At 73.1% G+C, this 24,954-nt stretch carries 17 protein-coding genes and 3 pseudogenes; 10 read left to right on the forward strand and 10 right to left on the reverse strand.

All coding sequences use genetic code 11. The annotated features are described in order from the left end of the window. The first annotated feature begins 4 nt into the window (after positions 1-4). Positions 5-658, forward strand: a complete 654-nt coding sequence (locus ACWDAK_RS15565; RefSeq protein ID WP_427393641.1) for an RES family NAD+ phosphorylase — start codon at positions 5-7, stop codon at positions 656-658. Next, entirely contained in the window at positions 655-4,857 is a 4,203-nt protein-coding gene (locus ACWDAK_RS15570; RefSeq protein ID WP_427393642.1) for a CHAT domain-containing protein, read from the forward strand. Before ACWDAK_RS15565 ends, ACWDAK_RS15570 begins: the two co-directional genes overlap by 4 nt. Positions 4,858-5,003: 146 nt before the next feature. Here the strand turns inward: ACWDAK_RS15570 and ACWDAK_RS15575 are convergent, their stop codons facing one another. Then, on the reverse strand, positions 5,004-6,947 hold the full coding sequence (locus tag ACWDAK_RS15575; protein WP_427393643.1) for a caspase family protein: 1,944 nt from the start codon (positions 6,945-6,947) through the stop codon (positions 5,004-5,006). Between the two features lie 434 nt (positions 6,948-7,381). On the opposite strand from ACWDAK_RS15575, the gene ACWDAK_RS15580 reads away from it, so the two are divergent. From ACWDAK_RS15580 to ACWDAK_RS15605, 6 genes are all read left to right on the forward strand, one after another. Then, complete coding sequence (locus ACWDAK_RS15580; protein ID WP_427393644.1) at positions 7,382-7,876, forward strand: hypothetical protein; 495 nt, start codon at positions 7,382-7,384, stop codon at positions 7,874-7,876. Between the two features lie 151 nt (positions 7,877-8,027). Further along, a complete protein-coding gene (locus tag ACWDAK_RS15585) occupies positions 8,028-9,818 on the forward strand; it encodes a hypothetical protein (RefSeq protein WP_427393645.1) in 1,791 nt (596 codons plus the stop codon). Then, positions 9,815-10,003: a hypothetical protein gene (locus tag ACWDAK_RS15590; RefSeq protein ID WP_344636684.1), complete on the forward strand. Its 189-nt coding sequence runs from the start codon at positions 9,815-9,817 to the stop codon at positions 10,001-10,003. The genes ACWDAK_RS15585 and ACWDAK_RS15590 overlap by 4 nt, the downstream gene beginning before the upstream one ends. After that, positions 10,000-10,557 carry a hypothetical protein gene (locus ACWDAK_RS15595; RefSeq protein ID WP_344636685.1) on the forward strand — a complete coding sequence of 186 codons (558 nt, stop codon included), beginning with the start codon at positions 10,000-10,002 and terminating at the stop codon, positions 10,555-10,557. Before ACWDAK_RS15590 ends, ACWDAK_RS15595 begins: the two co-directional genes overlap by 4 nt. Positions 10,558-10,593: 36 nt before the next feature. Then, positions 10,594-12,159, forward strand: a complete 1,566-nt coding sequence (locus ACWDAK_RS15600; RefSeq protein WP_344636686.1) for an AAA family ATPase — start codon at positions 10,594-10,596, stop codon at positions 12,157-12,159. A 173-nt stretch (positions 12,160-12,332) separates the two neighbouring features. After that, positions 12,333-13,058 (forward strand): DUF4232 domain-containing protein, encoded by a 726-nt coding sequence (locus ACWDAK_RS15605; RefSeq protein ID WP_427393646.1) that lies wholly within the window; start codon positions 12,333-12,335, stop codon positions 13,056-13,058. A 124-nt stretch (positions 13,059-13,182) separates the two neighbouring features. Here ACWDAK_RS15605 and ACWDAK_RS15610 read toward each other — a convergent pair whose 3' ends face one another. Continuing rightward, positions 13,183-13,629: a universal stress protein gene (locus tag ACWDAK_RS15610; protein WP_344636688.1), complete on the reverse strand. Its 447-nt coding sequence runs from the start codon at positions 13,627-13,629 to the stop codon at positions 13,183-13,185. Between the two features lie 272 nt (positions 13,630-13,901). Here ACWDAK_RS15610 and ACWDAK_RS15615 point away from each other — a divergent pair, with 272 nt between their 5' ends. After that, positions 13,902-14,399, forward strand: coding sequence for a MarR family winged helix-turn-helix transcriptional regulator (locus ACWDAK_RS15615; protein WP_344636689.1), 498 nt, complete (start codon positions 13,902-13,904; stop codon positions 14,397-14,399). Between the two features lie 33 nt (positions 14,400-14,432). On the opposite strand, the gene ACWDAK_RS15620 is transcribed toward ACWDAK_RS15615, so the two are convergent. Beyond that, complete coding sequence (locus ACWDAK_RS15620) at positions 14,433-15,197, reverse strand: class I SAM-dependent methyltransferase (RefSeq protein ID WP_427393647.1); 765 nt, start codon at positions 15,195-15,197, stop codon at positions 14,433-14,435. Positions 15,198-15,351: 154 nt separating this feature from the next. Between ACWDAK_RS15620 and ACWDAK_RS15625 the strand changes: the two are divergent. Further along, positions 15,352-16,394, forward strand: a pseudogene (locus ACWDAK_RS15625) (aminoglycoside phosphotransferase family protein). A gap of 76 nt (positions 16,395-16,470) precedes the next feature. Here ACWDAK_RS15625 and ACWDAK_RS15630 read toward each other — a convergent pair. The 7 genes and pseudogenes from ACWDAK_RS15630 to ACWDAK_RS15660 form a co-directional block, all read right to left on the reverse strand. Further along, positions 16,471-18,699 (reverse strand): amino acid adenylation domain-containing protein, encoded by a 2,229-nt coding sequence (locus ACWDAK_RS15630; protein ID WP_427393648.1) that lies wholly within the window; start codon positions 18,697-18,699, stop codon positions 16,471-16,473. Between the two features lie 272 nt (positions 18,700-18,971). Next, entirely contained in the window at positions 18,972-19,769 is a 798-nt protein-coding gene (locus ACWDAK_RS15635; protein WP_344636693.1) for a putative protein N(5)-glutamine methyltransferase, read from the reverse strand. 216 nt (positions 19,770-19,985) lie between these two features. Beyond that, positions 19,986-20,072, reverse strand: a pseudogene (locus tag ACWDAK_RS15640) (glutathione peroxidase); the annotation flags it as partial. A 47-nt stretch (positions 20,073-20,119) separates the two neighbouring features. After that, positions 20,120-20,233 (reverse strand): annotated as a pseudogene (locus ACWDAK_RS15645) (transposase); the annotation flags it as partial. A gap of 24 nt (positions 20,234-20,257) precedes the next feature. After that, positions 20,258-20,620, reverse strand: coding sequence for a nuclear transport factor 2 family protein (locus ACWDAK_RS15650; RefSeq protein ID WP_344636694.1), 363 nt, complete (start codon positions 20,618-20,620; stop codon positions 20,258-20,260). Between the two features lie 313 nt (positions 20,621-20,933). After that, a complete protein-coding gene (locus ACWDAK_RS15655) occupies positions 20,934-23,624 on the reverse strand; it encodes a condensation domain-containing protein (RefSeq protein WP_427393649.1) in 2,691 nt (896 codons plus the stop codon). A 2-nt stretch (positions 23,625-23,626) separates the two neighbouring features. Next, entirely contained in the window at positions 23,627-24,832 is a 1,206-nt protein-coding gene (locus tag ACWDAK_RS15660) for a class-II aminoacyl-tRNA synthetase family protein (protein ID WP_427393650.1), read from the reverse strand. Between the last annotated feature and the right edge of the window lie 122 nt (positions 24,833-24,954).

The raw sequence follows: 24,954 nt of genomic DNA on the forward strand, positions 1-24,954 counted from the left end.
TCCGATGGCGAACACGAGGCCGCCCCGGGCGCTGCCAGGTACGCCGACCAAGGTCACCCTGGCACCGGGCACCCCGCTCTACCGGCTGCACTCGGCACGCCGCTCCGGCACGGAGTTCAACCCCGTTCCGACGCACTGCCTTTACGGTGGCGGCCGGTTCGACGCCACCCGTTGCGACCCGTACGGCTATCTGTACGCGGGCCTGACGGCGGAGGCGGCGGTCTGCGAGTCGCTGCTGCGGTCGGTGCCGTTCGATGTGGACGGTTCGCCGCGGCTGGTGCCGCGGGCCGCGGTGCGCGGGCGCCGGCTGTCGTACCTGCGGCTGGCCGCCGAAGTGGAGCTGGTGTCGCTGGTGACCGGGCGGGACCTGGCGGGCGTCGCGCAGGACTCCTGGCTGGTCCAGGCGGAGGCCGCCGAGTACCCGTTCACCCGGGACTGGGGCCACTGGATCCGGGAACACACCGACCCCTGGGCGCAGGGTTTCCTCTGGCCCTCCAAACGCGAGCCCGGGGACCGGGTCCTGGTGCTCTTCGGTGACCGCTGCCTGCCGGAGGCGATCGAGGAGGCGCCGGTCACGCCCGTCGACCTCGACACCGTCGAGGGCCGGCGGTGGCTCGACGCGCTGTTGGAGCCCTACCACGCGAGGCTCGCCCCGTGACGGCAACGGAGGGGGACACGGCGGAGGACGGCCGGGGACCCAACGAGATGTCGGAGCAGGAGATCCGCCGGGAGCGGGACCAGCTGCTCGACGGCCTTGTCGACGGATCCTTCGACGAGCCGGACGGCCCCGCGCTCTGGGGCCTGGCCGGGGACCTCAGCTACGAACTGTTCCTCCGGCAGGAGCGGGCGGAGGACCTGCGGCTGGCCGCCGAGGCCTTCGAGCGGGCCTTTGCCCGGCCGGACGACGACGAGGAGGTCTGGGACGCCTGGCGGATCGTCTACGGACACGTCCTGGTCTTCCACTACGACGAGCAGCCCGATCGGCAACTGCTGGACCGAGCGGAGGAGCTGATCGCCCACGGCCTGGCGGCTCCGGTGTTGGACTCGCCGTACGAGCACGTCAGGGTGCTCGGCCGCTACCTGCTCTCCCGGTTCGCCCGGCTGCGCTGGCAGCAGGCCGCCGACCAGGACGTGGCCGTGCGCCGGGAGTTGCTGGGCCGGGCGCTGGAGCTGCACTACGCCGCCCTGGTGGACCAGACGCCCGGCAGCCGGCAGTTCGCCGAACTGCACGAGGAGATCGGCGGACTGCACCACGAGCGGTACCGGATCGGTGGCGGCGTCCCGGACGCCGAGAGCGCGGCCGCGCACTACCGCGAGGCGATCGCCGCCGCGCCGCCGGACAGCGACCTCGGGCTGCTGCACTACGGACTCGCCAGCGCCCTGATGGCGCACGGCCACCTCACCACGGACCGGGACCTGCTGGAGCAGGCGAGGGCCGAGTTCGGACTGGCCCTGGTCGAAGCCGGGCGGGCTCCGGCCGAGCGGCCGTGGTGGGGGCGGGAGGCCGCGGCCAGGCAGGTGTACATCCGGGCCCTGCTCTGGAGCAACTGGGACGACCGGAGCCAGGTCGGCGCCGCACTGGCCGAGTTGGAGCCGCTGCTGGCCGAGCCCGGTGCCATGGACGAGCTGCCGCCGCCGTATCTGGCGGCCTTCGGTCAACTGCTCTACGACCGGGCCGCCGAGCGGGACGACACCGGCGGCCGAGACCGGGCGCTCGAGCTGGCCCAACTCGCCTTCGAACGCTGGGAACCCGAACGCGACGGACCGGCCTGGCGGGTGGCGGGGCTGGTGGCGATGCTCCAGCAGCGCCGTTACCGGGTGGACGAGGATCCGGAGCGCCTGCGGATGGTGGACCGGGCTTGCACCGCGGCGCTGGCGGACGACGGCTGTGATCCGGACGTCCGCCGGATGATCACGGCGGTGCACGTCTGGTGCCGGAGCGAGCTGGTGGAGCTGGGCCTCGCAGTCAGGGACGACTCGTTCGGGCAGCAGTACCAGGAGGTGTACCAGAGCTATCTGGAACTGCTGGGGGGCTTCGAGCGCGGCGAGAACTTCCTCAACCTCAGCGACCAGGACTTCACCAACCTGGCCAACGACGTCGGCGGGCACGACCAGCTCCTGCAGGAGTTCGACCGCCTGTACGCGCAGTGGCTCACCATGGACCCGACCGGACCGGGGTACGGGCAGCTCGCCGGGATGCTGCACCGGCAGATTCCGATGGTCGATCCGCACGGGAACCGGGTCACGGTCGAGCGGCGGACGGCCCTCTTCGAGGCGGCGGCAGAGGCTCACCGGGACGACCCCGTCCTGCTGAGCGCGCTGCACGGTGCCGAGGGCGCCATCCGGCTCAACGCCGAGACGGCGGGGGACGGTTCGGGCCTGGCGGAGGCGCTGCGACACCTGGAGACGGCCCACGGTCTTGCCGGCGAGAACGAGGACCTGCGCCGGTGCATCGAGATGATCCGGTCCTTCGCCACCGGGCACCGCGGTCAGCTGCACGGCGCCGCGGACGACATGGCCGAGGCCGCACAGGTGATGGACCGGGTCCGGAACCAGCAGGTCTACTCGCCCTATCTGAACCGGCTGCTGGAGGGCCAGCTCGCTGGCTCCGAGGCGGTCCGCGCGGCACGCCGCGGTGACCTGGCCGGAGCCGACCGCTGTATCGCCACCCTCGCCGAGGTGTACCGCGAGCTCAACCCCGAGGATCCCTCCCGCGGAGAGGTCTGGACGATGCTGGAGAACTCCAGGGTCGCCCGCGATCACCTGGCCCGCGCCATCGGCGCACCGCTCTCCCGCCGGCCGCCCGGCGGCCCGACCACGGCCGAACTGCGGCGCCAGGCCGCCCGGTTGCCGCGCGACCGGCACGCCTGGGTACTGGGGGACGCCGGTCTGGCCCGCACCGGGGAAGGGAGCGAGAAATCCGATCCGCGCATCCTGGACGAAGGCATGGCCCTGCTCCAGGAGGCGCTGAGTCTGTCCGTCGAGGGGAGCGACGACTGGCTGCGCTACGCGGCCTGTCTGGGCGGCGCCCGCTGCGCCAAGGCCGGTGAGCGGCTCGATCGCCCCGGCATGGAGCCGGGTATCGGCCTGCTGGAGCGGGCCGCACGGCTGGCCGGCGGGCCCGAGCACCGGCTCTGGGCCTCCATCAGCCTCACCTTGGGCCGGGCCCTGCGGTTCCGGGCGGATCCGGCCCGCGACGACCGGCGGCGCGGGCGGCGCCTCGGCCTGGATGCGCTGCGCGGGTACTCCTGGGCGGCGTTGCTGCAGTCCGGCACCGAGCACGCTGCGCAGGCCGCCGCCGAGGCCACCACGACCGCGCTGGAGGCGGCCGCCTGGTGCCTGGAGGACGGGGTGCCCGAGGAGGCCGTTCAGGCGCTGGACGCCTGCCGCGGCCTGGTGCTGCACGCCGCGACCACCTCGCAGTCGGTGCCCGAGATGCTGGCCGCCGCCGGGCGGACCGACCTTGCACGGGAGTGGCGGGCCGCGGCCGACGCGTCGGCCGCATCGGCTGCGACGGCGACCGGGGCCGGCGGTGGGGCCGAGCCCGGCGCGGGCGTCCCCAGCGAACTCCGGCGCCGCGTGCTCACCGCGCTGACCGGACCGGAGCACGGCGGCGCGGACCAGGGCGGAGCGGCGCCGGCCCGGCTGCTGGACCCGCCCACCCCGGCCGAGATCGGCACCGCCCTGCGCACCCTGCGGGCCGACGCCCTGGTGTACCTGATGCCCGCCTCGGACGACCACGGCGGCGCGGCAGTGCTGGTGACCGCCGACGGCTGGGTGCACTCGCTGCCGCTGCCGCTGCTCAAGGAGGACGCCGGACCGCTGCGCGAGTACGGACCCGGCGGTCCCACCGCCCGCGACCTGGGACCGGCACCGTCCGCCGGCAGCTGGCAGGCCGGCCCGCCGCCGCTGCGCCGCCGGCTGGACCGGCTCTGCTCCTGGGCCTGGTACGCGGCGGTCAAACCGCTGCTGGAGCTGCTGGTGCCGCCGCCAGGACGCACCCGCCCGCCGTCGCTGATCCTGATTCCGATGGGCGCGCTCGGGGTGGTGCCGTGGCACGCGGCCTGGTGGGAGCCCGTTGCCCCGGGAGTCCGCCGCTACGCGGTCGAGCGGGCCGAGATCTCGTACGCGGCCTCGGCCCGGCTGCTGTGCGACGTGGCCGCGCGGCCGCCCGTACCGCACACCGGCAGCGCGCTGATCGTCGGCAATCCGACCGGCGACCTGCGGTACGCGGGTGAGGAGGCCGACGCCGTGCAGCGCGCCTTCTACCCGCAGGGCAGCTACCTCGGGCGGCGCGGCGCCGGGGAGGCGGACGGCGCGGGGACGCCCGCGGAGGTGCTCGGCTGGCTGCGCGGAGCGGGCGACCAGGGGCGCAGCGGCGGTGTACTGCACCTGGCCTGCCATGCAGCGGTCGCCGCCAACCAGCGCCACAGCTCCTATCTCTCCTTCAATGGAGGGGAGTTGGCGGCCGAGGAGCTGACCGAGGCGGCCGGCCGGCGGGACGCGCGGCTGGAGCTGGTGGTCCTGGCGGCCTGCCGCAGCCATGTCTCCGGGCGAGGCCACAACGAGGCCTACAGCCTGGCGACGGCCTTCCTGGTGGCCGGGGCCCGTTCGGTGATCGGTTCGCTCTGGCCAGTGCCCGACGACGCCACCTCGGTGCTGATGTTCATGACCCACCACTACCTGCGGCGTGAGCAGGAACCGCCCGGGCGGGCGCTGCGCCGGGCCCAGCTGTGGATGCTGGATCCGGTGAGACGGCTACCGCCCGGGATGCCGCCCGCGCTGGCCGCCCGGGCGGGGGAGGTCGAGCCCGACGACCTCTCGGCCTGGGCCGGGTTCACACACCTGGGACAGTAGGGCGACCCGCAGGGGAGTCGTACGGCCGGTTTGCGTTCCGGGTACCGGCGGCAGGTGCCGGTACCCGGGCTGCCCCGGCGGCACCGGTAGTCGGTGCGCCGGTGCGCGGTCGGCCGCCCCGGCCCCCTCGTGCAGCTGGCGGCCGATCAGCCCGGGACGACGGTGCGGAGCGGGAGGGTGAGCGTCGCCCACTGACCGGGGGTGACGGGGCGGGTTCCCGCGCCCATGTCACGGCTGCCGTCCGGAGCGGTCGGGCGGAACACGCCGTCCGCATGGCGGGCCGGGTCACGGTCCGCGGGTGCGTTCGGGTCCCAGGGGTCGAACTGGAAGGGTACGGTGTTCAACTCGCCCTCGGCCACGATGAGTTTGAGCCAGTCCCGGACATAGGCGCCGGGCCGCGGCGTGCGATTGGCCGGGAGGCTGAGGTGCACCGGTTCGCCGTCCAGGGCGTGGCCGACACCGCCCGGTGCGATGAAGTGCCCGGGGAAGAGCACCGAGTGGCTGGCGTAGTTGTCGGTGAGGTTGAGCAGGACGCACCACAGCTTCCGGCTCGTCGAGCGGTTGCGGATCCGGATGGCGACCCGCGGCTCGCGCCAGTCGCCGGGGCCGCCGCCGTAGCTGCACAGCAGCTCGCCGGAGCCGTCGGGCAGCATCGGGGCGTCGCCGCCCCAGGGCGTCACCTCCACCCGGACGAGCGAGCCGAGGACCGGGTCGGGGTTGGTGAGATCCCGCAGGTGGTGCCAGGAGGCCAGGTGGACCAGGCAGCTGGCGATCCGTCGGGCGTCGGCCGGGCCGGCGAGCGGCAGCGGCGCCACCGCCGCCGAGCCGTCGCGCAGCAGCACCCGCGCCTGGCCGCCGTGCACCACGACCCGCAGGCGCAGACCGGACGCGTCCTCGGGCCCGGCGGCCGTCCGCAGCAGCGGCGAAGGCCCGCCGCCCGGCCCGGCGCTTCCGATGGCCTCGGCCAACTCCCGTGCCGCGGAGGGATCCCCGGATGCCTCGACCAGGACGGAGACCGGCGGCAGGGCGAGTGCGGAGAGCGTCACCGGGTAGCTGCGGTTGTGATCGGGGGTCCAGCTTGACGGTTCGACGAGGGTGCGCTCGGCGCGCACGCTCTTGGCCCGCAGGACCGCCCGATCTGCGCCGGGACCCTCCTGGCCCGCGCCCGGAGCCTCCCGGTCGGCGGGCAGTACGGTGAACTCCGTGCCACGGGCGCCGTTCTCGCCGTCGCGCAGGCCGTGGACGGTGCCGCAGTCCACCTCCCAGCCCTGGGCGCCGTACCGCAGCAGGTACGGGCTGGGCTCCCGGACGGCCCCGCCGAGGAAGGGCCGGTCGGCCGGACCGCCGGCCTGCTGGGGCAGCAGCACCGGGTGCTGGCGCTCACCCGAGCCCTGCATCCGGCAGTGCACGGCGGCCAGCAGCCGGCGGTAGGTCAGCTCCCGGCCGCCGACCTCGCCGAGGGCGCCCAGCAGCGCGTGCGTGAAGACCCCGTGCCGGCGGCCGTCGAACCAGTCCTCGTAGGAGCGTTGGTCCAGCCGGCTGGCGGCGAGCAGCACATGGCCGGGGCCCGCCGGTGCGCCCTCGGCGTCGCGGGCGAGGGCGGACGTATGCCAGGACGGGGCCGGCGGGAGGAAACGGGCCGTGCCCGTCGCGTCCCGGGTGGCGCCGCCCGCGTAGCAGCAGTCCAGCACGGCGGCGACATGGGTGCCGCGAGTGGCGAGCCGGTCCAGCAGTACCCGCAGCCGCTTGTCCAGCAGCGGACCGTCGGCGCAGACCAGTGCCTGGGAGCGGCCGGTGGACTCGATCGCCGACTCCTCCGGCAGGGCCGGGAACTCGGTGCCGTGACCGGAGAACCAGAACAGTGCCGTGTCCTCGGGGCCGGCCTGCCCGAGGTGGGTCTCGATGCCCTCGACCACCGCGTCCACGGTGGCCTCCGCGTCGAGCAGGGTCCGGACTACCGGACTCGGTCGCACCTGCCGTTCGAGCCAACTGCGAGCCGCCGAAACGTCGTTGAGGCACCCAGCGAGCGAGCTGAGGCCGCTTCGCGCGTAGTCGTCGATACCCACCAGGAGTGCAAACACCGTCCTCATGGGAAGAAGTCTTGCACCTGACAGGAGGTGTGATCACTCGTCAGGTGGTCGAATGCCGGGCGGGACGCGGTCGTCTTCCGGTCGAGTCGTACTGCCGAATCGCATGACTGGGCATCATGAAGGCGCTGCCGCCGGGAGGTTCGGGGCAAGACCCCAGGTCTCCCCGTACGGCGGGGTGCGGAAATCCGGTTCGTCGAGAGGCGGATGGGCCTCCCCCGCCTGGTAGGGTGCTGGTCGCGTTGCGGGAGCCGGGCACGAGCCCCCTCCGCGGGTCCTTCCGTCCGGGCTGTTCCCAACCCGGCGGGCGCCGATCGCGGAGCACCCGGCTGCCCGAAGGGCGGTCAGGCGGCGTGAGGTAGGAATTCCCCGGTCACAACCGGGGAGGAGCCAATATCCTTCTCGACCACGCGCCGGGAACGCGGCGCGGTTGCACCATGACCAGCGGGGGACTCATGGGTTTCATCGAGCAGCCACGCCGTGTCGTCCGCCCGGGGGCGGACACCACAACCGGGCAGCGGGCCGCGAGCGGTCCGGTCACCGGAGCGGGTCCGGCCCGAACCAGGGTCGGCGCCGAGCGGCTCAGGGTACGGCCCGAACAGTTCCTGGGCGCCGTGCGTCGCCTGGACGCCGGGCTCGACCCGGCCGCCTGCCGCGGACTGGCGGACTGGCTCAAGGAGCAGTACGCCACCGCGTTCGGAGACATCCCGCTCGGCTTCCTCGCCACCTGCTACCTCGGACCTCCTTATGTGGACCACCAGTTGGACCTCACCCACGCCATCGTGCAGCACTTCGCGCCCGCCGACCCGATGCCGAGTCCCTTCGCGGCGGCCCGGATGCTGGTGCGCACCGGCGCCTACGCCTACGTCGAGGTCTACGACAGCGGGCTGGTCCTGCCGGTGCTCCCCGACGGTACGGTGGTGCGCCCTTGACCTCCGCCCGCCGAACACAGCGCCCTGGAGCCCGGCAAGGGCACAAGGCCCCGCGACCGCACCGCAAGGCCTTCCAGTACCGCGGTGCCGTGCGGCACCGCGAAACCCCGCAGCACCGCGAAGACCCGCAGTACCCCGAACGGAGACTCGTATGACCGAGGTCGACCACGTCCTGCGCAACCAGGTGGCACAGGTCAACAGGCTGGTAACCCGGCTCGGTGAGCAGGTCGGCCAGGTGTCGGGCCAGGTATCCGCGGTCGGCGCGGCCCAGCAGCAGACCCAGAGCGAACTCCAGCAGCTGCGCGCGGACTTCCTGGCCTTCGCCCGGCGGGCCGAGCTGACCGCGAACGTCCAGCGGGCCGAGACCCGGATCGGTGTCATCCAGGACCAGGTGGACCACGAGTTCGGCCACCACAAGACCATCCGGCGGACGGCGGTGGGCCTGCTCCAGGCCTTCGACGTGGGCCTGGTCTCCGAGGACACGGTGCGGACGGTGAGCGAGCAGCTCATGATCCAGACTCCGCGCTACTGGCTCGCCCCGACCCTGGTGGCTCTCGCCGCCTGGTCGGCGGACGAGCCGACGCTGTGCGAACGGGCCGTCGAGGAGGCGTTCCGGCGCTCGCCCGAGCGCACCTCGCTCTTCTTCGCCCTGGTGCTGCGCCGGCAGGGCCGTCAGCACAGTGCGGTCCGCTGGCTGCGGCACTACCTGCTCACCCAGGACCCGGCCGCACTCGGCCGCGAGTTCGCGGTCATCCTGGAGTCCATCTCCCAGGGGGCGTTCGGCCCGGTCGGCAGGGAGCTGCTGAGGGCGACGCTCGACCGCTGGCGCGAGATCCTGCTGCAGGACGACCAGGCGCGGGCGGCTCAAGTTGCGCGCTGGCGCGCGGAGATCGAGAGTCTGCGCACGCCCTCGGCGGCCGGTCGGTTCCCCCGGCTGTCGGCGGTCTCGCCGCAGTGGGCGCAGCTGGACTCCGTGCTCTCCTCGGCCGGTGCCCAGCAGGCGGTCCTGACCAAGTACACCGCGCTGCTGGCCCAGGAGTCGAAGCCGTCGGAGCGGCTGGAGGACGCGATCGACGACATCCTGGACCGGCTGGTCTCCGAGTACGACAACGAGGAACTGCCGCTCAGACGCGACCTGGCGTTCAACCGGGCCGTGGTGGAGCACCACGGCGACGTCCAGGCGGCCCGGCACGCCGTCGACGTGGACTCGGCCTCGCTCGAGGAGACCCTGGACATCCTGACGGTGCAGTCCACCGCCGCCCTCAACCCCGCCGCGATCGGAGCCTCCACGGCGACCCAGCGGCTGGCGGTCGCGGCCTGCCAGGAGTGGTTCGCCGACGCCCACGCCGGGTTCAGCCGGGACTACCGGATGGCCCAGCCGCCGGACGTCCAGGCGGCGTTCACCGCCACCCACACCGCCGGCACCAAGGCGTTCAACCTGCCGCCGTGGTACGGGTCGTTCAACACCCCGTTGGAGACCCTGGAGCAGTCCCTGTCCCAGCACTGGGACCAGCACATGCAGCCCTTCCTGGACGCCCTCGCCTACCCGTGGAAGCGGCAGGCGATCCTGCTCGGCGGGGTGCTCCTGCTGATCCTGCTCGTCATCGGCCAGGCCTCCGTCGGCGTCGCGCTGTTCGGTGCGGTACTGGTCGCCCTGATCTGGGGCGGCATGATCTACCTGCGTTCGGAGGCCGCCCGCAAGGCGGTGGAGTCCACCCGGCAGCTGTTGGAGCGCGCCAGGAACGACTCCCTGCACCAACTGCGCGGCGCCGCAGCCGAACTGACGGACTGGCAGAGCGCCTACCGGGAGGCCGACCAGGTGGAGCCCGCCACCCGGGAGTTCATCGCCTCGCTGGCGACGGCCGTACACGCCCAGAGCCCGTTCGACGGGCGTGCCGTCCGCCCCGGACCGGACGGCACGCCGCAAGGAGACGCCAAGTGACCACACCGCCCTACCCCGACACACCGCCGGTGCGCCGCCCGGCCGCCTCCCCGTGGGCGGCCGCACCCAAGCCCGCCGACGAACGGGTCACCAACCGGCTGCGCCGCATCGTCGACAGCCTGCCCGAGTGGGAGCCGCTGCCTCCGGGAGAGGTCACCGTACGCCGTCCAGGCAGCAACCGGTGAGCGGCCCGGCCCCGCTGGGTGGCTCCTACCAGGCTTGGGCGGACCACCTCGAACGGTGGTCCAAGGGCGAGCCGGTGGACGGCGCCGGCCTGCCGCCGCTCGCGCCCGCGGACTTTCCTGCCGACACCCTCGAACGCCTCCAGGTGCGGATCACCGACGCGCTGGACCGGCGGTTGCAGCGCTGGGCGGACGCGCTGGTCGCCGCGATGAACGCGGCCGACGACGAGTTCGCCGCCGGCCGGGCCCTCGCCCAGGCCCGCGGCGGACTGCACCAGGCCCGCTCACTGGCCGCACACCCGGGACTGCCCGCGGAACTGCGGGAGCGGCTGAGCGGGATCCTCGACGACACCGCCCGGCGCATCCAGCAGGACCTGGAGAACGACCTGGTCCGGCTGGCCGCCCAGGGAGCGGACCCGCGATTCGTCGAGGCCCGCCGCCGCACCCTGCGCGACAACCCGCTCACCGCCGTGATCGCCCAGACACCCCCGGCCGACCCGGGCGGCTGGTCCTACGACCCGACGGCCGTGCCCCGTCGCCGCATCATCACCGACTGAGACCATCACCGGCCGAACCGAGACCCGAGGCCCCCTATGCCGAACTACGCCGACAGCCGTGCCGACCTCGACAGCTACCTCACCGCACGGGTACCGGTCATCGGACTGCGCACCATCGAGCAGCAGCGGGCGCTGCGCCTGGTCAAGGAGGTGGCCACCCAGCCGCGCCGGACCAGCCAGCCGTTCTGGATCTACACCCGGGCCACTGGACTGCGCGACCTGAGGTCCAACACCACCGTCCAGGACGACCGTTCGCTCACCGGCGCGATGGACTTCGCCGCCGCCCAGTTCACCAGCCGGCCGATGGCCACCCTGATCCTGGTGGACCCGGACGGCCTGGAGGGCGACACCCACTTCACCCGGCACGTCGCCGAACTCGCCCGACTGGCCGACGCCAACGCCGGCAGCATCGTCCTGATCACCGACAACCCGATCTGGAGCGGACTCCAGCGCCTGGGCATGAGCCTGCGCCTGGACCTGCCGGACGCCGAGGAGATGTTCCGCAGTGTCCGGAGCTTCCTGGACGACCACCACGGCGTGGTCCCGATCGAGTGGGACGAGGACGACGCCCGCCGCGCCTCGGAGTTCCTGCTCGGGGTGACCGAGGCCGAGGCCGTCAACCTGATGGCGACCATCGTCGCCCGGGGCGCGGTACGGCGCGAGGACGTGCTCGCGCTGGCCCAGGCCAAGGACCGGATCTTCAGCGACCTGGCCGGTCTGGAGCGGGTCCAGCTCAAGTCCTCGGACTACTCCGTCGGCGGGCTGAGCAACCTGCGCGACTGGCTCAAGCGCAAGAACGAGCTGATGCACGCCGACCTGCGCGGCACCGACCTGCGGCCGCCGCGCGGGGTGCTGCTGGTCGGCGTGCCCGGCTGCGGCAAGTCGCTGTCCGCCAAGGCGATCGCCTCCCAGTGGCAACTGCCGCTCTACCGGCTGGACATGGCGAGCATCCACGGCAAGTACCTCGGCGAGTCCGAGGGGCGGATGCGGGAGGCGCTGGAGACCGCGGACCGGGTGGCGCCGTGCATCCTGTGGATCGACGAGATCGAGAAGGGACTGGCCGGCAGTCACGACCTGTCCGGCGCGGCGCAGCGAATCATCGGCCAGTTCCTCTTCTGGCTCCAGGAGTCGGAGTCCCGGGCCTTCGTGGTCGCCACCGCCAACGACGTCCGCAGCCTGCCGCCGGAGCTGCTGCGCAAGGGCCGCTTCGACGAACTCTTCTTCGTGGACCTGCCCGACCCGCAGGACCGCAAGGAGATCATCGAGCTCTACTACCGTCGCTACGTCAAGGCGGAACCCGAGCCGGACCAGGTGGAGCGCCTGGTGGACCTCTCCGAGGGCTTCGCCGGCTCCGACATCGAGGCCGCGCTGCACGAGGTCGGTGCCGAGGTTCATCTGGGCGGCGGCGCCGACCGGCTGCGTCCGTCCTTCGTGCTGGACACCTTCGTCAACACCACCCCGCTCAGCCGCACCAACCCCGAGCAGATCGAGGAGATCCGCACGTGGGGCCGGGAGCGTGCCGTCCCGGCCGGGCGCACCTCGGTGACGGCGGCGCCCGGGGCCTCGGGCTCGGCCCGGCGGGTCGTCTTCATGGGCGAGTGACTCCCCGTCCGGGCCGGCCGCGCGGGCGGAGGCGGCCGGCTCGCGCGGCCGGCTGTCCCAGGGCGGTCCGGAGTGTGCAACGGCCCTGTCACGCATGGGTATCCGGAGTTTGAACGGGCAGGTTCCCAGTGTCAGGAGTTTGCAGGTCAGCACCGTTGCAAGGGGTGTGGCAGATGCGAGTCGGGTCGGTTCGAGGGACAGGAGCGGTCAGTGCGAGGGTACGTACGATCGCGGCACCGGTCGCGGTGATCGCCGCGGTGGCGCTCGCGGCCACGGCCTGCTCGTCGTCGGGTGGGACGGCGGGCGCGGCGCCACCGGCCGCCGCGGCGTCGGGCAGCGGCTCCGCGGGCGGTAGCGGCTCCGCGGGGGCGAGTGGCGGCGCGAGCGCGGGAGCGAGCGCCGGGCCGGGCACGGACGGGGGCTCGGGCGGGCAGTCGGCGACGTCCGGCGCGTCCGCGGTGAGGGTGGGGACCGGTTCGGCCCAGGCGTGCAGCAGCAGCGGGCTCTCGGTGACTCAGAAGGACGCCAGCGTCGGCGCCGGGCAGTACTACTCGACCCTGGTGTTCACGAACACCTCCGCCACCCCCTGCACGATGACCGGCTATCCGGGCGTCTCGTACCTCGGCGCGGACGGTGTGCAGTCCGGAAACGCCGCCGCGCGCGCCGCGGGCACGGTCACCACCGTGACGCTGGGGCCGGGCCAGACGGCGAAGGCGACCCTGCACGACAGCAACGGCGTCGGCGGCTACGACCCGAACGAGTGCCGGCTCTCGCCCGCCAAGGGCCTGCGGATCTATCCGCCGAACGAGAAGGCGGCGATGTTGCTGCCGTGGGCGACCGAGCACTGCGCCGGACCGACCATCCACGCACTGACCGTCGGTCCGGTCGAGCGGGGCTGACCGCGGGGCGACGGCAGGGGAGTTGACGATCAGGCCGGCGCGGGACGGGGTGCCACGCTCCGGGCCGGCGCTGATCGGGGCAGTGCGAGGGGCAGTGCACGCCGGGGCGGGCGCGCGGCCCGGACTACGGCACCACCGTGACCGGCCAGCGGGCGGCCTTCACCAGCCGGACGGCGAGCGAGCCCATCACCCGGTGCCCGGCCTGCTCGGAGGCGCCGACCACCACGGCGTCGGCACGCAGGTCGTCCGCCGTCGTGGCGAGGCCGGTGAACGGGTCGCCGACCAGGGTGTGGAACTGCCAGTTGACGCTGGTCGTCTCGCCGAAGCGGTCAGCGGCCTCGTGTATCTGCCGCACGATCTCGTCGGCGACGCTCTCGGTGGTCTCGCCGAGTTCGCCGCCGAAACCGGTCAGGGCCAGCATGCCGGACACCGGCTGGACGTACACCAGTGCGAGCTGCGAGCCCTGCCGGCGGGCGAGGCCGGCAGCGTAGGCGGCGGCCCGCCAGGAGGAGTCCGAGTCGTCGACTCCGACGACGATCACCTTGGGGCCGTCCGTGCCGCGTTCGAACATCGCTGCGCCTTCCCTGAGGAGCGTTCGATACCAGTCTACGTACGGTCACCTGTGCCGATCGGGGCGGGTGGCGGCGCAGCGGAGGGGCCGGATCAGTAGCCGATGGTGAACCTGGCCCGCTGGTGCCCGGGTCGCTCGGCCTCGCCCGGCAGGGCCACCGCCGGGTCCGCGAGGCGCGCTCGGCGCTGTCCTGTGGACGTGCGGTCTCGGCGAATTACTTAGCGCTAAGTAAAGATTTATCACAGCGCTAAGAGATCCACTAGCCTGAGGCCATGGCAGACCACGTCGACCTCGTACTGGCCCAGTGGGCGGCCGAGCGCCCCGACCTGGACGCGTCGCCGATGGCGGTGATCGGGCGGCTCACTCGGCTCCACCGGATGATCGACGCGGAACTGCGCCGTACCTTCGGCTCGCACGGGCTCGACGGCGCCTCGTTCGACGTCCTCGCCACGCTGCGGCGCAGCGGGCCGCCTTACCGGCTCACCCCGACCGGGCTGATGCGGGCGTCGATGGTCACCTCAGGGGCGATCACCCAGCGGCTCGACCGGCTGGAGGGGCGCGGACTGGTGGTCCGCTCCTCCAGCGAGTCGGACGGTCGCAGCGTGCTGGTCGAACTCACCGACGCCGGCCGGGAACTGGTCGACCGGGTCCTGCCCGACCACCTCGACACCGAGCAGCGCCTGCTCGCCGGACTCACCGGAGCGCAGCGCGACGCGCTGACCGGGGCGCTGCGGACGCTCCTGGAATCACTCGGGGACGCCTCGGAGTAGCGACCCCGGTCCGATGGGCGCGGCGGCCGTCGTTCAGGCCAGGGTCAGGACCAGCAGGTCGTAGCGCTCGTGGACCGGCCAGGGGGCGGTGAGCGGCTCCGACTCGGCGTCAGTTCCCAGGCAGCGCAGGCCGGCCTCGAACTCCGCCTCCGTCAGGTACGCGAACTTCGACAGCGGCCGGTTCCTCATCCGCTGGTGGAAGGCGCGCAGGCCCGTGGTGACCGGCTGGGCGAACGAGCCGGCCTCCCGAACGGTGAAGCCGGCCGGGGTGAAGTCGGCGAGCACCTCCTCCTCGCCGGGGAACCGCTGTTCGTCGATGGCCCGCAGCTGCGGCCAGTAGTCGTAGACCAGCGCGTCCAGCCGCTCCCGGAAGGTCGTACGGATCACCACCACCCCGCCCGGCCGCAGCACCCGGGCCAACTCCCGTGCGCAGGAGGGGCGGTCGGGGAGGTGGTGCACCACTCGGGAGAGCAGCGCGAGGTCGAAGCTCCGCGTGCGGACGGGCAGCGCCTCCGCGCTGCCGACCAGGTAGTGCACGCCGGGTAGAGCGTTGTGCCGCCGGGCCTGTTCGAGCATCGGTACGGAGGGATCGATCCCCACCACCGGCGACGCCCGCTGCCAGCGGGCCAGTGCCGCGCAGAACATGCCCGTGCCCGCGCCGATCTCCACCACGGCGGGAGCCGGGCAGGGGGCGAACGACCCGATCAGCTTCGCCCACGCGCGGAGCGAGGACTCCGGCATCCCATTGCCCGACTGGTAGGCACCGGCCAGACGTACGTCGTCATGAAGTCGCGTCATCAAGCGATGGTCTCCGGTAACCCCATTGCGCGGCAAGAGCGTTGGGCATGTGCCGGTGGCCGGTTCCGCCGTCGGCCGGCGCCGGGAAAGCCGTTGGACAGCGCTGCCCCGCCGTCGTCTACTGAGACCGAACAGCAGGGGAGAGGACGGGCCGATGAAGTCGCTGGTGCCGTTGGGGGAGGGGTTGCGAGCCGAGCTGGGCGCGCCCGGCAGCTCTCGGCGGCTGGAGAGCAGCCCGCGTTCGCGGGTCTGGCAGGTGGAGCTCGGCGGTCGGCCGGTGGTGGTGAAGCAGCTGGTGGAGGGCCCGGGGGCGGACGAGCGGTACGCTCGCGAGGTGGCCGGGCTGCGGCTCGCCGCCCCCGGGCCCGGACACCCGTGGTGCCCGAGCTGCTCGCCACCGACCCCGTCGAGCGCGTGCTGGTCCTGGAGCAGCTGGAGCACCTGAGCCCGTCCGGCGACTGGATCGTCGGCTACGCCGAGGCCCTGGCCCGGCTGCACGCCACCACGGGCCCGCAGGACGCCGGTCTGCTGCCGCGCAGGCAGGGACCGGACCAGACCGACGTGGACGCCTTCCTCCGGCTGGCCGAGAAGCTGGAGGTGCCGGTGCCGCCCGAAGTGCCGGGCGAGCTCGAGGACTTGGCGCACCGGCTCGGCCGGGCACCCGGCCATGCCCTGCTGCACGGTGACCCCTGCCCCGGCAACGACCTGCACACCGGCGACGGGGTCAGGTTCATCGACTTCGAGCAGGCCTCGCTGGGCAGCGGACTGACCGAACTCGCCTACCTGCGCATCGGCTTCCCGACCTGCTGGTGCGTCACCGCGGCGGACGAGCCGCTGCTGACCCGGGCGGAGGAGGCGTACCGCGCGGTGTGGCGCACCGAGACCGGCACCGAACCCGACGACGGCCTCGGCCACGGCCTCGCCGACGCCTGCGCCGGCTGGCTGCTCCAGGGCGACGCACTGGTGCCCAGGGCCGAGCGCGGGACGGTCGACCAGCTGGGCCGGCTCCCGCTCCGGGACTGGACCTGGGGCACCGCGACCGCCCGGGAGCGGCTCGCCCACCGCCTCGGCGTGGTCGGCCGGCTGGCCGCCGGGCACCCCGCGCTGGGCGGGCTGGGCCGGCTCAGCACGGACCTGCGCCGGCGGGTGCTCATCCGCTGGCCCGGGCTGCGGCCGGTGCCGGAGCAGCGGCCGTAGGCCCGCCCGGCGGGCCGCCCCCGGGGGCACCGGAGCCGGTGCGCCGCGGTCACCCGCGCCGGACGGGCCCGGGCGGTCAGCGGGCGGCCGATGCGGGTTTCCAGGCGAGGAAGCGGACGACCACCAGCGCGGCGACGATCAGGGTGACGTTGAAGCCGTAGACCAGGGCGGCCTCGCGGGGCCAGTCGGTGGCGCGGGTGGTGCGGTACCAGCTGTCCTGCGGCCACCAGGCAAGCAGCAACCAGGCGATAGCGACCACCGCCCAGGCCGTGAGCTGTGGCGGGCGGGCCGGCTGGACGCGTTGCAGCACCGGGCCGCCGAGGAACAGGAAGGCCATGCCCGCGCCGAAGCCAGCCCACTCGAAGACGTACAGCAGTTGGAAGAGCACCGCCCAGGGCGAGGGCACGCCCGTGACGTCGGTGGAGCCGGGCCAGAAGAGATCGGTCAGGGCGGAGGCGGCGATCCCGAACGCCAGGGTGGTCAGGACGGCGGCCGTCCCGTGCCGGGAGGGGGCCTCGCCGCCCGCGGTGCGGGCCGGGCGGTACCCGGCCTTGGCGGAGCCGCGCGACCGCACCCCGGCCTTGGCGGAGCCCGCCCGGGCGGGCGCGCCGGCGCGGGCGGTCGGCTGGGCGGTGTGCTCGCGCGGGGCTGGCAGCGGCAGGGCGCGGCGGTCCAGCTTGCCCGCCCGGGTGCGGGGCAGGGTGGTCAGCGGCACCACCGCGTCCGGGATCAGCCGCTCGGGCAGCCGCTCGGCGAGGTACGCGCGCAGGGCCCAGCCCTCGGCCACACCGTCCGCGGCCGGGCGGCCCCCGAGCGGGCCGCCCTCCGCCGCCGGGCCGTCCCCGGCGGAGCCGCGCTCCGCCGCCGGGCCGCCGGTCACCACGTAGGCCACCGGCCGGAGTTCACCCGAGGCCGTCCTGATCCGACTGACCGCGCTCTCCCGGACGGCCGGGTGGCCGCGCAGCACCGCCTCGACCTCGGCCAGCTCGGCGGCGGCCGCGGACTCGTCGGCGCTGCCGGAGCCGGGAGCGTCGGCACCGGCGCGGCCCAGGTACTCCAGCATCCCGTCGGCGCGCAGCCGTCCGATGTCGCCCGTGCGGTAGATCCGGCCGCCCTGGTCCAGCTCGGTGGAGACGAAGCGGGCGGCGGTGAGCTCGGGCCGGTTGAGGTAGCCGCGCCCGACACCGGGGCCGGCGAGGCAGATCTCGCCGGGCCGGCCCTGCGGTACCGGCCGGCCGGCCGCGTCCAGCAGGTGCACCCGGGTGCCCGGGAACGGCCGCCCGATCAGCGAGATCAGCTCGGCGTGCTCGGGCGCCTCGGCCAGGGACGAGCTGTCGAAGTACGTACTGTCCACCGCGGCCTCGGCCACGCCGTACACGTTGACGTGGCGCACCCCGGGCCCGAGGTAGCGCTGCAGGCGCAGTTGCTCGTCCAGGTACCACTTCTCCGCGCCCACCGACAGCAGCCTGACCCGGCCCAACTCCAGTCCGCGCGGCAGCAGATGGGCGAACAGTCGGCGCAGTGTGTGGACGTTGGTCTCCATCACCGTCACCGATTCGCGCAGGATCAGCTCGTGCAGTTCGGAGATCTCGGCGGTGCGGTCCAGCGTGAAGTTCCGCCGGGCCATCACCAGGGTGCCGCCGGTGCCGAGCGCGCGGATCCAGTCCGCGGTGAAGACGTCGAACTCCAGCGTCGCCGTCTGCAGGAAGCGGTCGGTGGCACGGAGCCGGTAGACCGATTGCCAGCCGCGGTACGCGTGCAGCAGGTTGCGGTGCTCGATCAGTGCGCCCTTGGGCACCCCGGTGGAGCCCGAGGTGTAGAACACGCAGGCCAGATCGGCCCCTTGGACCCGGATGCCGAGCGGGGCCGCCGGATGGGCGGCGATCGCCTGGGCCGAGGTGTCCAGGCACAGCACCGTGCGGCTGCTGGCGTCCGTGAGCCGTACCCGGTACGCCTCCTCGGTGAGCAGCAGCAGCGGATCCGCTTCGGAGAGGACGTGGCGGACGGTCGGATCGGGGCCGGTCGGCTCCAACGGCACGTACGCGGCACCGGACTTGAGCACCGCGAGCAGCGCCGTCAGCAACTCTGGGCCGCGGCCCAGTGCGACCGCCGCCAGGTGGCCGGGGCCGAGGCCCAGCTCGGCCAGGTGCCGGGCCAGCCGGTTGGCCCTGGCGTCCAGCTGCGCGTAGCTGAGCCGCTCCTGGCCGCAGACCACGGCGAGTGCCTCCGGCGTCCGGCGGGCGTGGTCCTCGAACAGCTGGTGGACGGCCTGTGCCTCCCCGAACGGCGTTGCCTCACTGTCCATCGCTAGCTCCCTCCCATCTCGACGGAACCGGTGCCGATGGCAACCGGATCCTCCCCGCCCCACTGACAGTGTGCGGCCAGATCGGCTGAGTGATCCTCCTCGGGTACGGACTAGTTGCACAGCTGTCACCACTTCGGAACGGTCCGTGGCCAAGTGTCGCGAGATCATGGCCGATCGGCGCCGTTCGGGCAGGGCGGCGGGAGGGATGACCGAGGGAGCCCCGCCACCCGGTGGAGGTCCGAGCGGCCTCCACCGGGACGGTCGGGCAGAGGTCAGGCGTCGGACGGCCTGGTGCCGATGACGACGGTGGCGTCCAGCTCCCTGCAGGCGGCCACCCGGGTGGTCAGGCCGCCGGCGGCGAAGGCCGCGGCGGTCCGCAGGGCCTGGCGCTCGCTCGTCTCCATCAGCAGGCTGCCGCCCGGGACAAGCCAGCCGGCGGCCTGCGCGGCCACCCGGCGCTGGACGTCGAGACCGTCAGCGCCGCCGTCGAGCGTCACCAGCGGCTCGTGGTCGCGGGCCTCGGGCGGCAGGAACCGGATCTCCTCGGTGGGGACGTAGGGCGCGTTGACGACCAGGACATCGACCCTGCCGCGGAGGGTGCCGGGCAGCGGTTCGTAGAGATCGCCTTGGTACACACGGCTGTTGGCGCCGGTGAGATTGCGCCGGGCGCACCGCACCGCGGCGGGCTCGATGTCGGCGGCGTGCAGCTCGATCCCGTCCAGGGAGGAGAGCAGTGCGGCGCCCACCGCGCCCGAACCGCAGCAGAGGTCGACCACCACGGCACCGGGCCGGGCGAGCGCGGTGGCCTGCTCGGCCAGGAACTCGGTCCGGCGGCGCGGCACGAAGACCCCGGCGTCGACGGAGATCCGCAGACCGCGGAACTCGGCCCAGCCCAGGACGTGTTCGAGGGGAAGGCCGACCACCCGGCGGTCCACCATGGCGGCGAGCTCGACCGGGGTGCGGGCGGTGGAGATGATCAGCCGCGCCTCGTCCTCGGCGAAGACACAGCCGGCGGCGCGCAGCCTGGTGGTGATGGTGGAACGGAGCGGAACTGACGAGAAGACCGACACGGAAACCCTTCGGGAAGCCTTCTGGGCGCTCCCGCGGTCCGCTACTTCTGCTTCGGATCGACCGCGCGGCCGTGCGATGGGAGCACCCGACCTGACACAGCGGTAATTGGTCCCACCTCCTCGGGTCGTCAACTGCGTCCAGTGCTGGACGAAGAGAAACAGTACAGGACGGCCACCCCTGCCGTGGACCCGGTCCACGGCAGGGGTTCGCGTCGGTCAGGCCGGCAGCTGGGCCTCGACGGCGGCGACCAGCTCGGCCGACTCGGGCTCGGTGCGCGGACGGAAGCGGCCCACCACGGTGCCGCTCGGGCTGATGATGATGGCCGAGGCGGGTAGCGGTGGGGGAAGGCGATCCATTCGTCGTGCATCTCGAACAGCACGGCGGTGACCGGTCGCAGGAGCGCGTCGTCGTCGGGGAGGACCTGGACGACGTCGGTGCGGCGTTTGATCTCGCGGTCGATCCGCGTCAGATCTCGGGGGCCGCAGGGTCAGATCGCGGGCCGGTAGAAGAAGGTCTTGCGATGCGTGATCTTGCCGTCCACGAGTACGTAGGTGTCGGCGAACTGCTCGTCCAGCGGGTCGCCGTTGATGGATTCACCCCGGAACCGGCCCCAGCAAGCGGCGGCTTCGTAGCCCGCCGTCACGTGGTCCACCGCGTGGCGGCCGGACGCGATGATCCGCTCGTGGGTGTAGAAGTGGCTGATCCGGGCGAGGCCCTTGAGCGGCTCGTAGCCGGGCCGTTCGTAGACGGCATCCTTGGCGAAGACCCCGCTCAGGCCCTCCCAGCAGCGGTTGTCCACGACGTGGAACAGTTGGCGGATCAGGCCCTCGGCCGAGAGCGTGCCAGACATGGTGGCGGTCCTGCTTCTTTCGTCGTCAGGGATCACGAGATCAACTCCGGGGGTCGGGTCGGCCCGAAGGAGGCCGGCCAGGAACTTGGGGTCGGGCAGCAGACCGGGCAGTGGCGAAGCCGGCCACCTGGTCACCCGCGTTGAGCAGTACCTGGGTGACCGGGTCCGGGCCCTGCTGACTGCCGCCGGTGACCGGTACCTGGTCCGTCGTGACCGACGCGCCGGTCGCGCAGGCTGGCTGGGCCGGTGCCTCGCGCACCGACGGCGCACCCTCGGTCGGTGCAGAGCCACCCCGGGGTGGAGCGGGTGTGGCTCATCCGATCTCCGCCGACCGAGCCTGCCGGCCCGGGAAGTCCACCTTCAGGTCGAGCAGTTCGAGGGCTTCGAGCACCTCGATGAGGCCCGCCCGGTCGTCCTGGCCACGGCGCATGGTGGTCAGGACGGTCGCGGCGGTGCCGGACTCCTCGACGCTCTGCCGCAGTGCCGGGGCGAGCACCGGGTGGGCGCTGACCTCGACCAGTACGTCATGGCCCGTCAGCAGCTCGGCGGTCGAGTCGGCCAGCAGGACGGGCTGCCGCAGGTTCTGGGCGAAGTAGCCCGCGGTGGCCTGCCGCCAGTCGAGCGCTTGCCCAGTGACCGAGGAGATCATCGGGATCCGGCCGGGCCTGGGGGTGAGCTCACCGATGGCCCGTTCGAGGTCCGCCAGGATCGGATCGATCGCCGGGCTGTGGGCCGGCAGGTCGACCCGGACCATCGCACAGAGCACGTCCGCGGCCTGGAGGTTGGCGACGATGGCCTCCAACTCGGACCGGTCACCGGCCAGCACGGTGGTCCGCGGCCCGTTCCGCGCGGCGACGGACACGCTCCCCTCGAGTCCGCGCAGGTGCTCCGAGAGGTCGGCGGCCGAGAGCTCCACCACGGCCATACCGCTGTTCGGGCTGGCCACGCGACGTTGCTGATCGCTGTAGTGGTGGACGAGCCGGACCGCGTCCGGCAGGTCGAGGATGCCCGCGATGACGCTGGCGGCGATCTCGCCGATGCTGTGGCCCGTGACGGCACCCGGTCGGACGCCCGCCTCCTCCAGCCAGCGGGCGATGCCCACTTGGATGGCGAAGATGATGGGCTGCATGACGCCGACGTCGTCCGTCCTGGCTTCGGGTTCGTCGAGGAAGAGCTCGCGGACGAGGGACCAGCCGGTGTGCCGGGCCAGCTCGCTGTCGCACTCCTCGAGGACCGAGCGGAAGGCGGGTTCGGTGCGGAACAGCGTCCGCCCCATGCCGACCCACTGCTGGCCGTACGGGGAGCAGACGAAGGCGATCCGGGGGCCGCCCGCGGCGGCGGGCGCCGGCCCGGCGGACGGGCTGCTGGCCGGCTCGTGGACGGGTGCCCGGTCGAGTTCGCTCAGCCGCAGACCCGGAGCGGCGGCCACGGCGTCGAGCAGCTCGGTGAACTCCCGGACCAGCCGCTCGGCCTCCGCGGGGATGAACAGGTCGAGGGCGTAGGTGAGGCTGCCGTCGATGCCGTCCGGTGCCCGGTGGTCGGTGAAGCCCTCGAACAGCTCGAAGCGGAGGTCGAAGCGGGTGATCCCCTCCGCCACCCGCTCGGACCGGACCTCCAGGCCGGGGAGGCGGAGCTCGGCGCTCGCGTTGTTCTGGAACGCGAGCATCACCTGGATGAGCGGGTGCCACGCGGGGGAGCGCGGCGGATTGAGGGCCTGGACCAGGTGGTCGAACGGCACGTCCTGGTGGGCGAAGGCCGCCAGGTCCGTGCTGCGCACCCGGAACAGCAGCTCCCGGAAGGTCGGGTCGCTGTCGGTCCTGGTGCGCAGCACCAGCGTGTTGACGAAGAATCCGATCAGGTCGTCGAGGCCCTCGTCGGTGCGCCCGGCGGTGGGGATGCCGATGGCGATGTCGGTGCCGGCTCCGCGCCTGGTGAGCAGGGCCGCGAGGGCGGCCTGCACGACCATGAACACGCTGGTGCCGGTCTCCCGCGCCAGCTGGTGCAGCGCCCGGTGGGTCGCCCGCGTGACGTGGAAGGGGACTCGACCGCCCCGGTGCGAGGGGGTGTCCGGGCGCGGGGCCGCCACATCGATCCGCAGGCGGTCGGGCATTCCCGCCAACTCGCCCCACCAGAAGGAGAGCTGGCGGTTGACCAGGCTGTTGGGGTCCTCCGGGTCGCCCAGCAGCTCGTCCTGCCAGAGCGTGTAGTCGACGTACTGGAGCGGGAGTTCGGGCCAGACCGGCTCCTGCCCGAGGCGGCGCGCGGCGTACGCGAGCGCCAGATCGCGGTTCAGGGGGAGCAGTGACCAGCCGTCGCAGGCGATGTGATGAATGGTCAGGAAAAGGACGTGTTCGTCCGCGGCCAGCCGGAACAGCTGGGCCCGCAGCGCCGTCTCGGCGGTGAGGTCGAAGGCGTAACCGGCCGCAGCGCTCAGCGCCTCGGGCAGGCCGGCCTCGGTGACGCCGTCGACCGGCAGCTCGACCGGAGCCTCGTTCGGGTCCAGGACGATCTGCTGGGGCCGGCCGTCCCAGTCGGGGTAGGCGGTGCGCAGGCTCTCGTGCCGGGTGACCAGGTCGTCGAGGGCGAGTCGCAGGGCGGGCAGGTCGAGGCCACCGCGCAGCCGGTAGGCCATCGGCATGTTGTAGTGCCCGGCCGCGCCGTGCAGGCGGTTCAGGAACCAGAGGCGCCGCTGGGTCTGCGAGAGCGGGATCTCCGCCGGACGGTCCAGGCGGCGCAGTGGTGGGCGTTGACTGCCGGAGCCCTGTTCCAGGTGCTCGGCGAGCTGGGCGACGGTCGGGGCCTCGAAGACCGTCCGGACCGGGACCTCCACGTCCAGGGCGGCCCGGATGCGACCGGCGAGCCGGGTGGCCAGCAGGGAGTGGCCGCCCAGCTCGAAGAAGGAGTCGTCGATGGTGACCCGGTCGAGCCCGAGCACCTGGGCGAACACCGCGCAGAGGATCTCCTCCTGTTGGCCTCGCGGGGCGCGGCCCTTCTTCTCACTCATGGTCAGCTCCCGCTGACGGCGGTGCGGACCTGGGCGGGCCATGCTGCGGTGTCGAGGCCGTACTGGCAGAGGAAGGCGTAGACGAGCCGCTCCAGGCCGAAGCCGACGCAGCCGCTCCGGGTCGGGCCGTCCGTGCCGTGGTCGATGCCGAAGACCTTGCCGAAGAGGTCGTCGTGGAAGTTGAAGGAGCCGACGGCGATCGTCCGCCCGGGCGCGACGTGGAGCCGCAGCTCGTACTTGAGCTCCATCAGCCGCTGGGACCAGATCCGCTCGGAGGTGTCCGTGCCGCAGAAGAACGGGTCGTTGCCCACCTCGCAGAAGCCGCTCAGGCCGAGCTCCTCGACGAAGGCGAAGACCTTCCGCATGAAGCGCTCACGGGAGTTCAGCACGTCTTCCCGGGAGCCCATGAAGACCATCTCCCGGATGGTGAAGTCCCAGAGCCGCTCCAGGCTGGTGGCGTACGCCGCCTCGAAGCGGAACGACTTGCCGCGCGAGGTGACCACGTGGAGCCGGCCCGCCTCCAGCGTGCGATTGCTGTACTGGTTGAAGGTGTGGTAGCACATCGTGGGCGGCAGGCAGTAGTCCACGTTGCCGCAGGAGTCCAGCACCGCGGAGTCGATGCCGGTGACGGCCTGCTGCTCCTGGAAGGTGCGGTAGACGTCCAGGTCGTTGCGCAGCCGGGTGACGAACATCAGGTGCTGCGGGAAGGACTTGAAGTAGCCCGCCGTCTCCAGCGCCTTCGTCCTGATCAGGGTCGGGTACTGGTACTCCCGGACCTCGTGGTCCTCTGCCAGTAGGTCGCAGACGGCCCGGTCGAAGTAGGTGAAGAGGGAGAGCAGCGGCTCGCCGAGGGCGACCTGGCCCTCGCCGACCTCGGTCACCGCGCCGGCCTTGGCGAGGAGTTCGAAGACGTCCTGGTGCGGGGTGCGCTGGTGCGGCGAGGTCCAGACGGCCTTGGCCGGCGTCACCCACTGCTTCCGGACGTCGTTGTCCACCATGGAGTTGACCTTCTCGGTCAGGGCGTCGTGCGGGAGCGGCTGCTCGGAGCGGAGTGTCACGGAGCGCACCTCGCCGCCGTCCGCGGTCACCTCGAAGCCGGTGATCTCGGGCGACACGAAGAAGAGTCGGCGCTCGATCTCGGCGGCCAGCGCCTCGGGGATCGGGCTGTGCAGGTCGATCCGGGTGAGAACCTCGTTGGGGTGCGTCATGGTGGTTGTTTCCTCGCCGATGGGAGAACGGTCGAACGGGCCGGCGCGCGGCGGCGGCCCGGCCAGCCCACGTACTTGCGGAACACCCAGTGGTAGGCGGGATAGAGCGCGAGCGACCAGCC

This window comes from Kitasatospora sp. NPDC001175, assembly GCF_053598215.1.

What these genes read in the sequence shown, in the direction of transcription:
- ACWDAK_RS15565 (WP_427393641.1), top strand. Translation starts at nt 5, where the DNA reads ATGGCGAACACGAGGCCGCCCCGGGCGCTGCCAGGTACGCCGACCAAG.
- ACWDAK_RS15580 (WP_427393644.1), top strand. Translation starts at nt 7,382, where the DNA reads ATGACCAGCGGGGGACTCATGGGTTTCATCGAGCAGCCACGCCGTGTC.
- ACWDAK_RS15630 (WP_427393648.1), bottom strand. Translation starts at nt 18,699, where the DNA reads ATGGACAGTGAGGCAACGCCGTTCGGGGAGGCACAGGCCGTCCACCAG.
- ACWDAK_RS15660 (WP_427393650.1), bottom strand. Translation starts at nt 24,832, where the DNA reads ATGACGCACCCCAACGAGGTTCTCACCCGGATCGACCTGCACAGCCCG.
- ACWDAK_RS15585 (WP_427393645.1), top strand. Translation starts at nt 8,028, where the DNA reads ATGACCGAGGTCGACCACGTCCTGCGCAACCAGGTGGCACAGGTCAAC.
- ACWDAK_RS15575 (WP_427393643.1), bottom strand. Translation starts at nt 6,947, where the DNA reads ATGAGGACGGTGTTTGCACTCCTGGTGGGTATCGACGACTACGCGCGA.
- ACWDAK_RS15615 (WP_344636689.1), top strand. Translation starts at nt 13,902, where the DNA reads ATGGCAGACCACGTCGACCTCGTACTGGCCCAGTGGGCGGCCGAGCGC.
- ACWDAK_RS15605 (WP_427393646.1), top strand. Translation starts at nt 12,333, where the DNA reads ATGCGAGTCGGGTCGGTTCGAGGGACAGGAGCGGTCAGTGCGAGGGTA.
- ACWDAK_RS15610 (WP_344636688.1), bottom strand. Translation starts at nt 13,629, where the DNA reads ATGTTCGAACGCGGCACGGACGGCCCCAAGGTGATCGTCGTCGGAGTC.
- ACWDAK_RS15620 (WP_427393647.1), bottom strand. Translation starts at nt 15,197, where the DNA reads ATGACGCGACTTCATGACGACGTACGTCTGGCCGGTGCCTACCAGTCG.
- ACWDAK_RS15655 (WP_427393649.1), bottom strand. Translation starts at nt 23,624, where the DNA reads ATGAGTGAGAAGAAGGGCCGCGCCCCGCGAGGCCAACAGGAGGAGATC.
- ACWDAK_RS15600 (WP_344636686.1), top strand. Translation starts at nt 10,594, where the DNA reads ATGCCGAACTACGCCGACAGCCGTGCCGACCTCGACAGCTACCTCACC.
- ACWDAK_RS15650 (WP_344636694.1), bottom strand. Translation starts at nt 20,620, where the DNA reads ATGTCTGGCACGCTCTCGGCCGAGGGCCTGATCCGCCAACTGTTCCAC.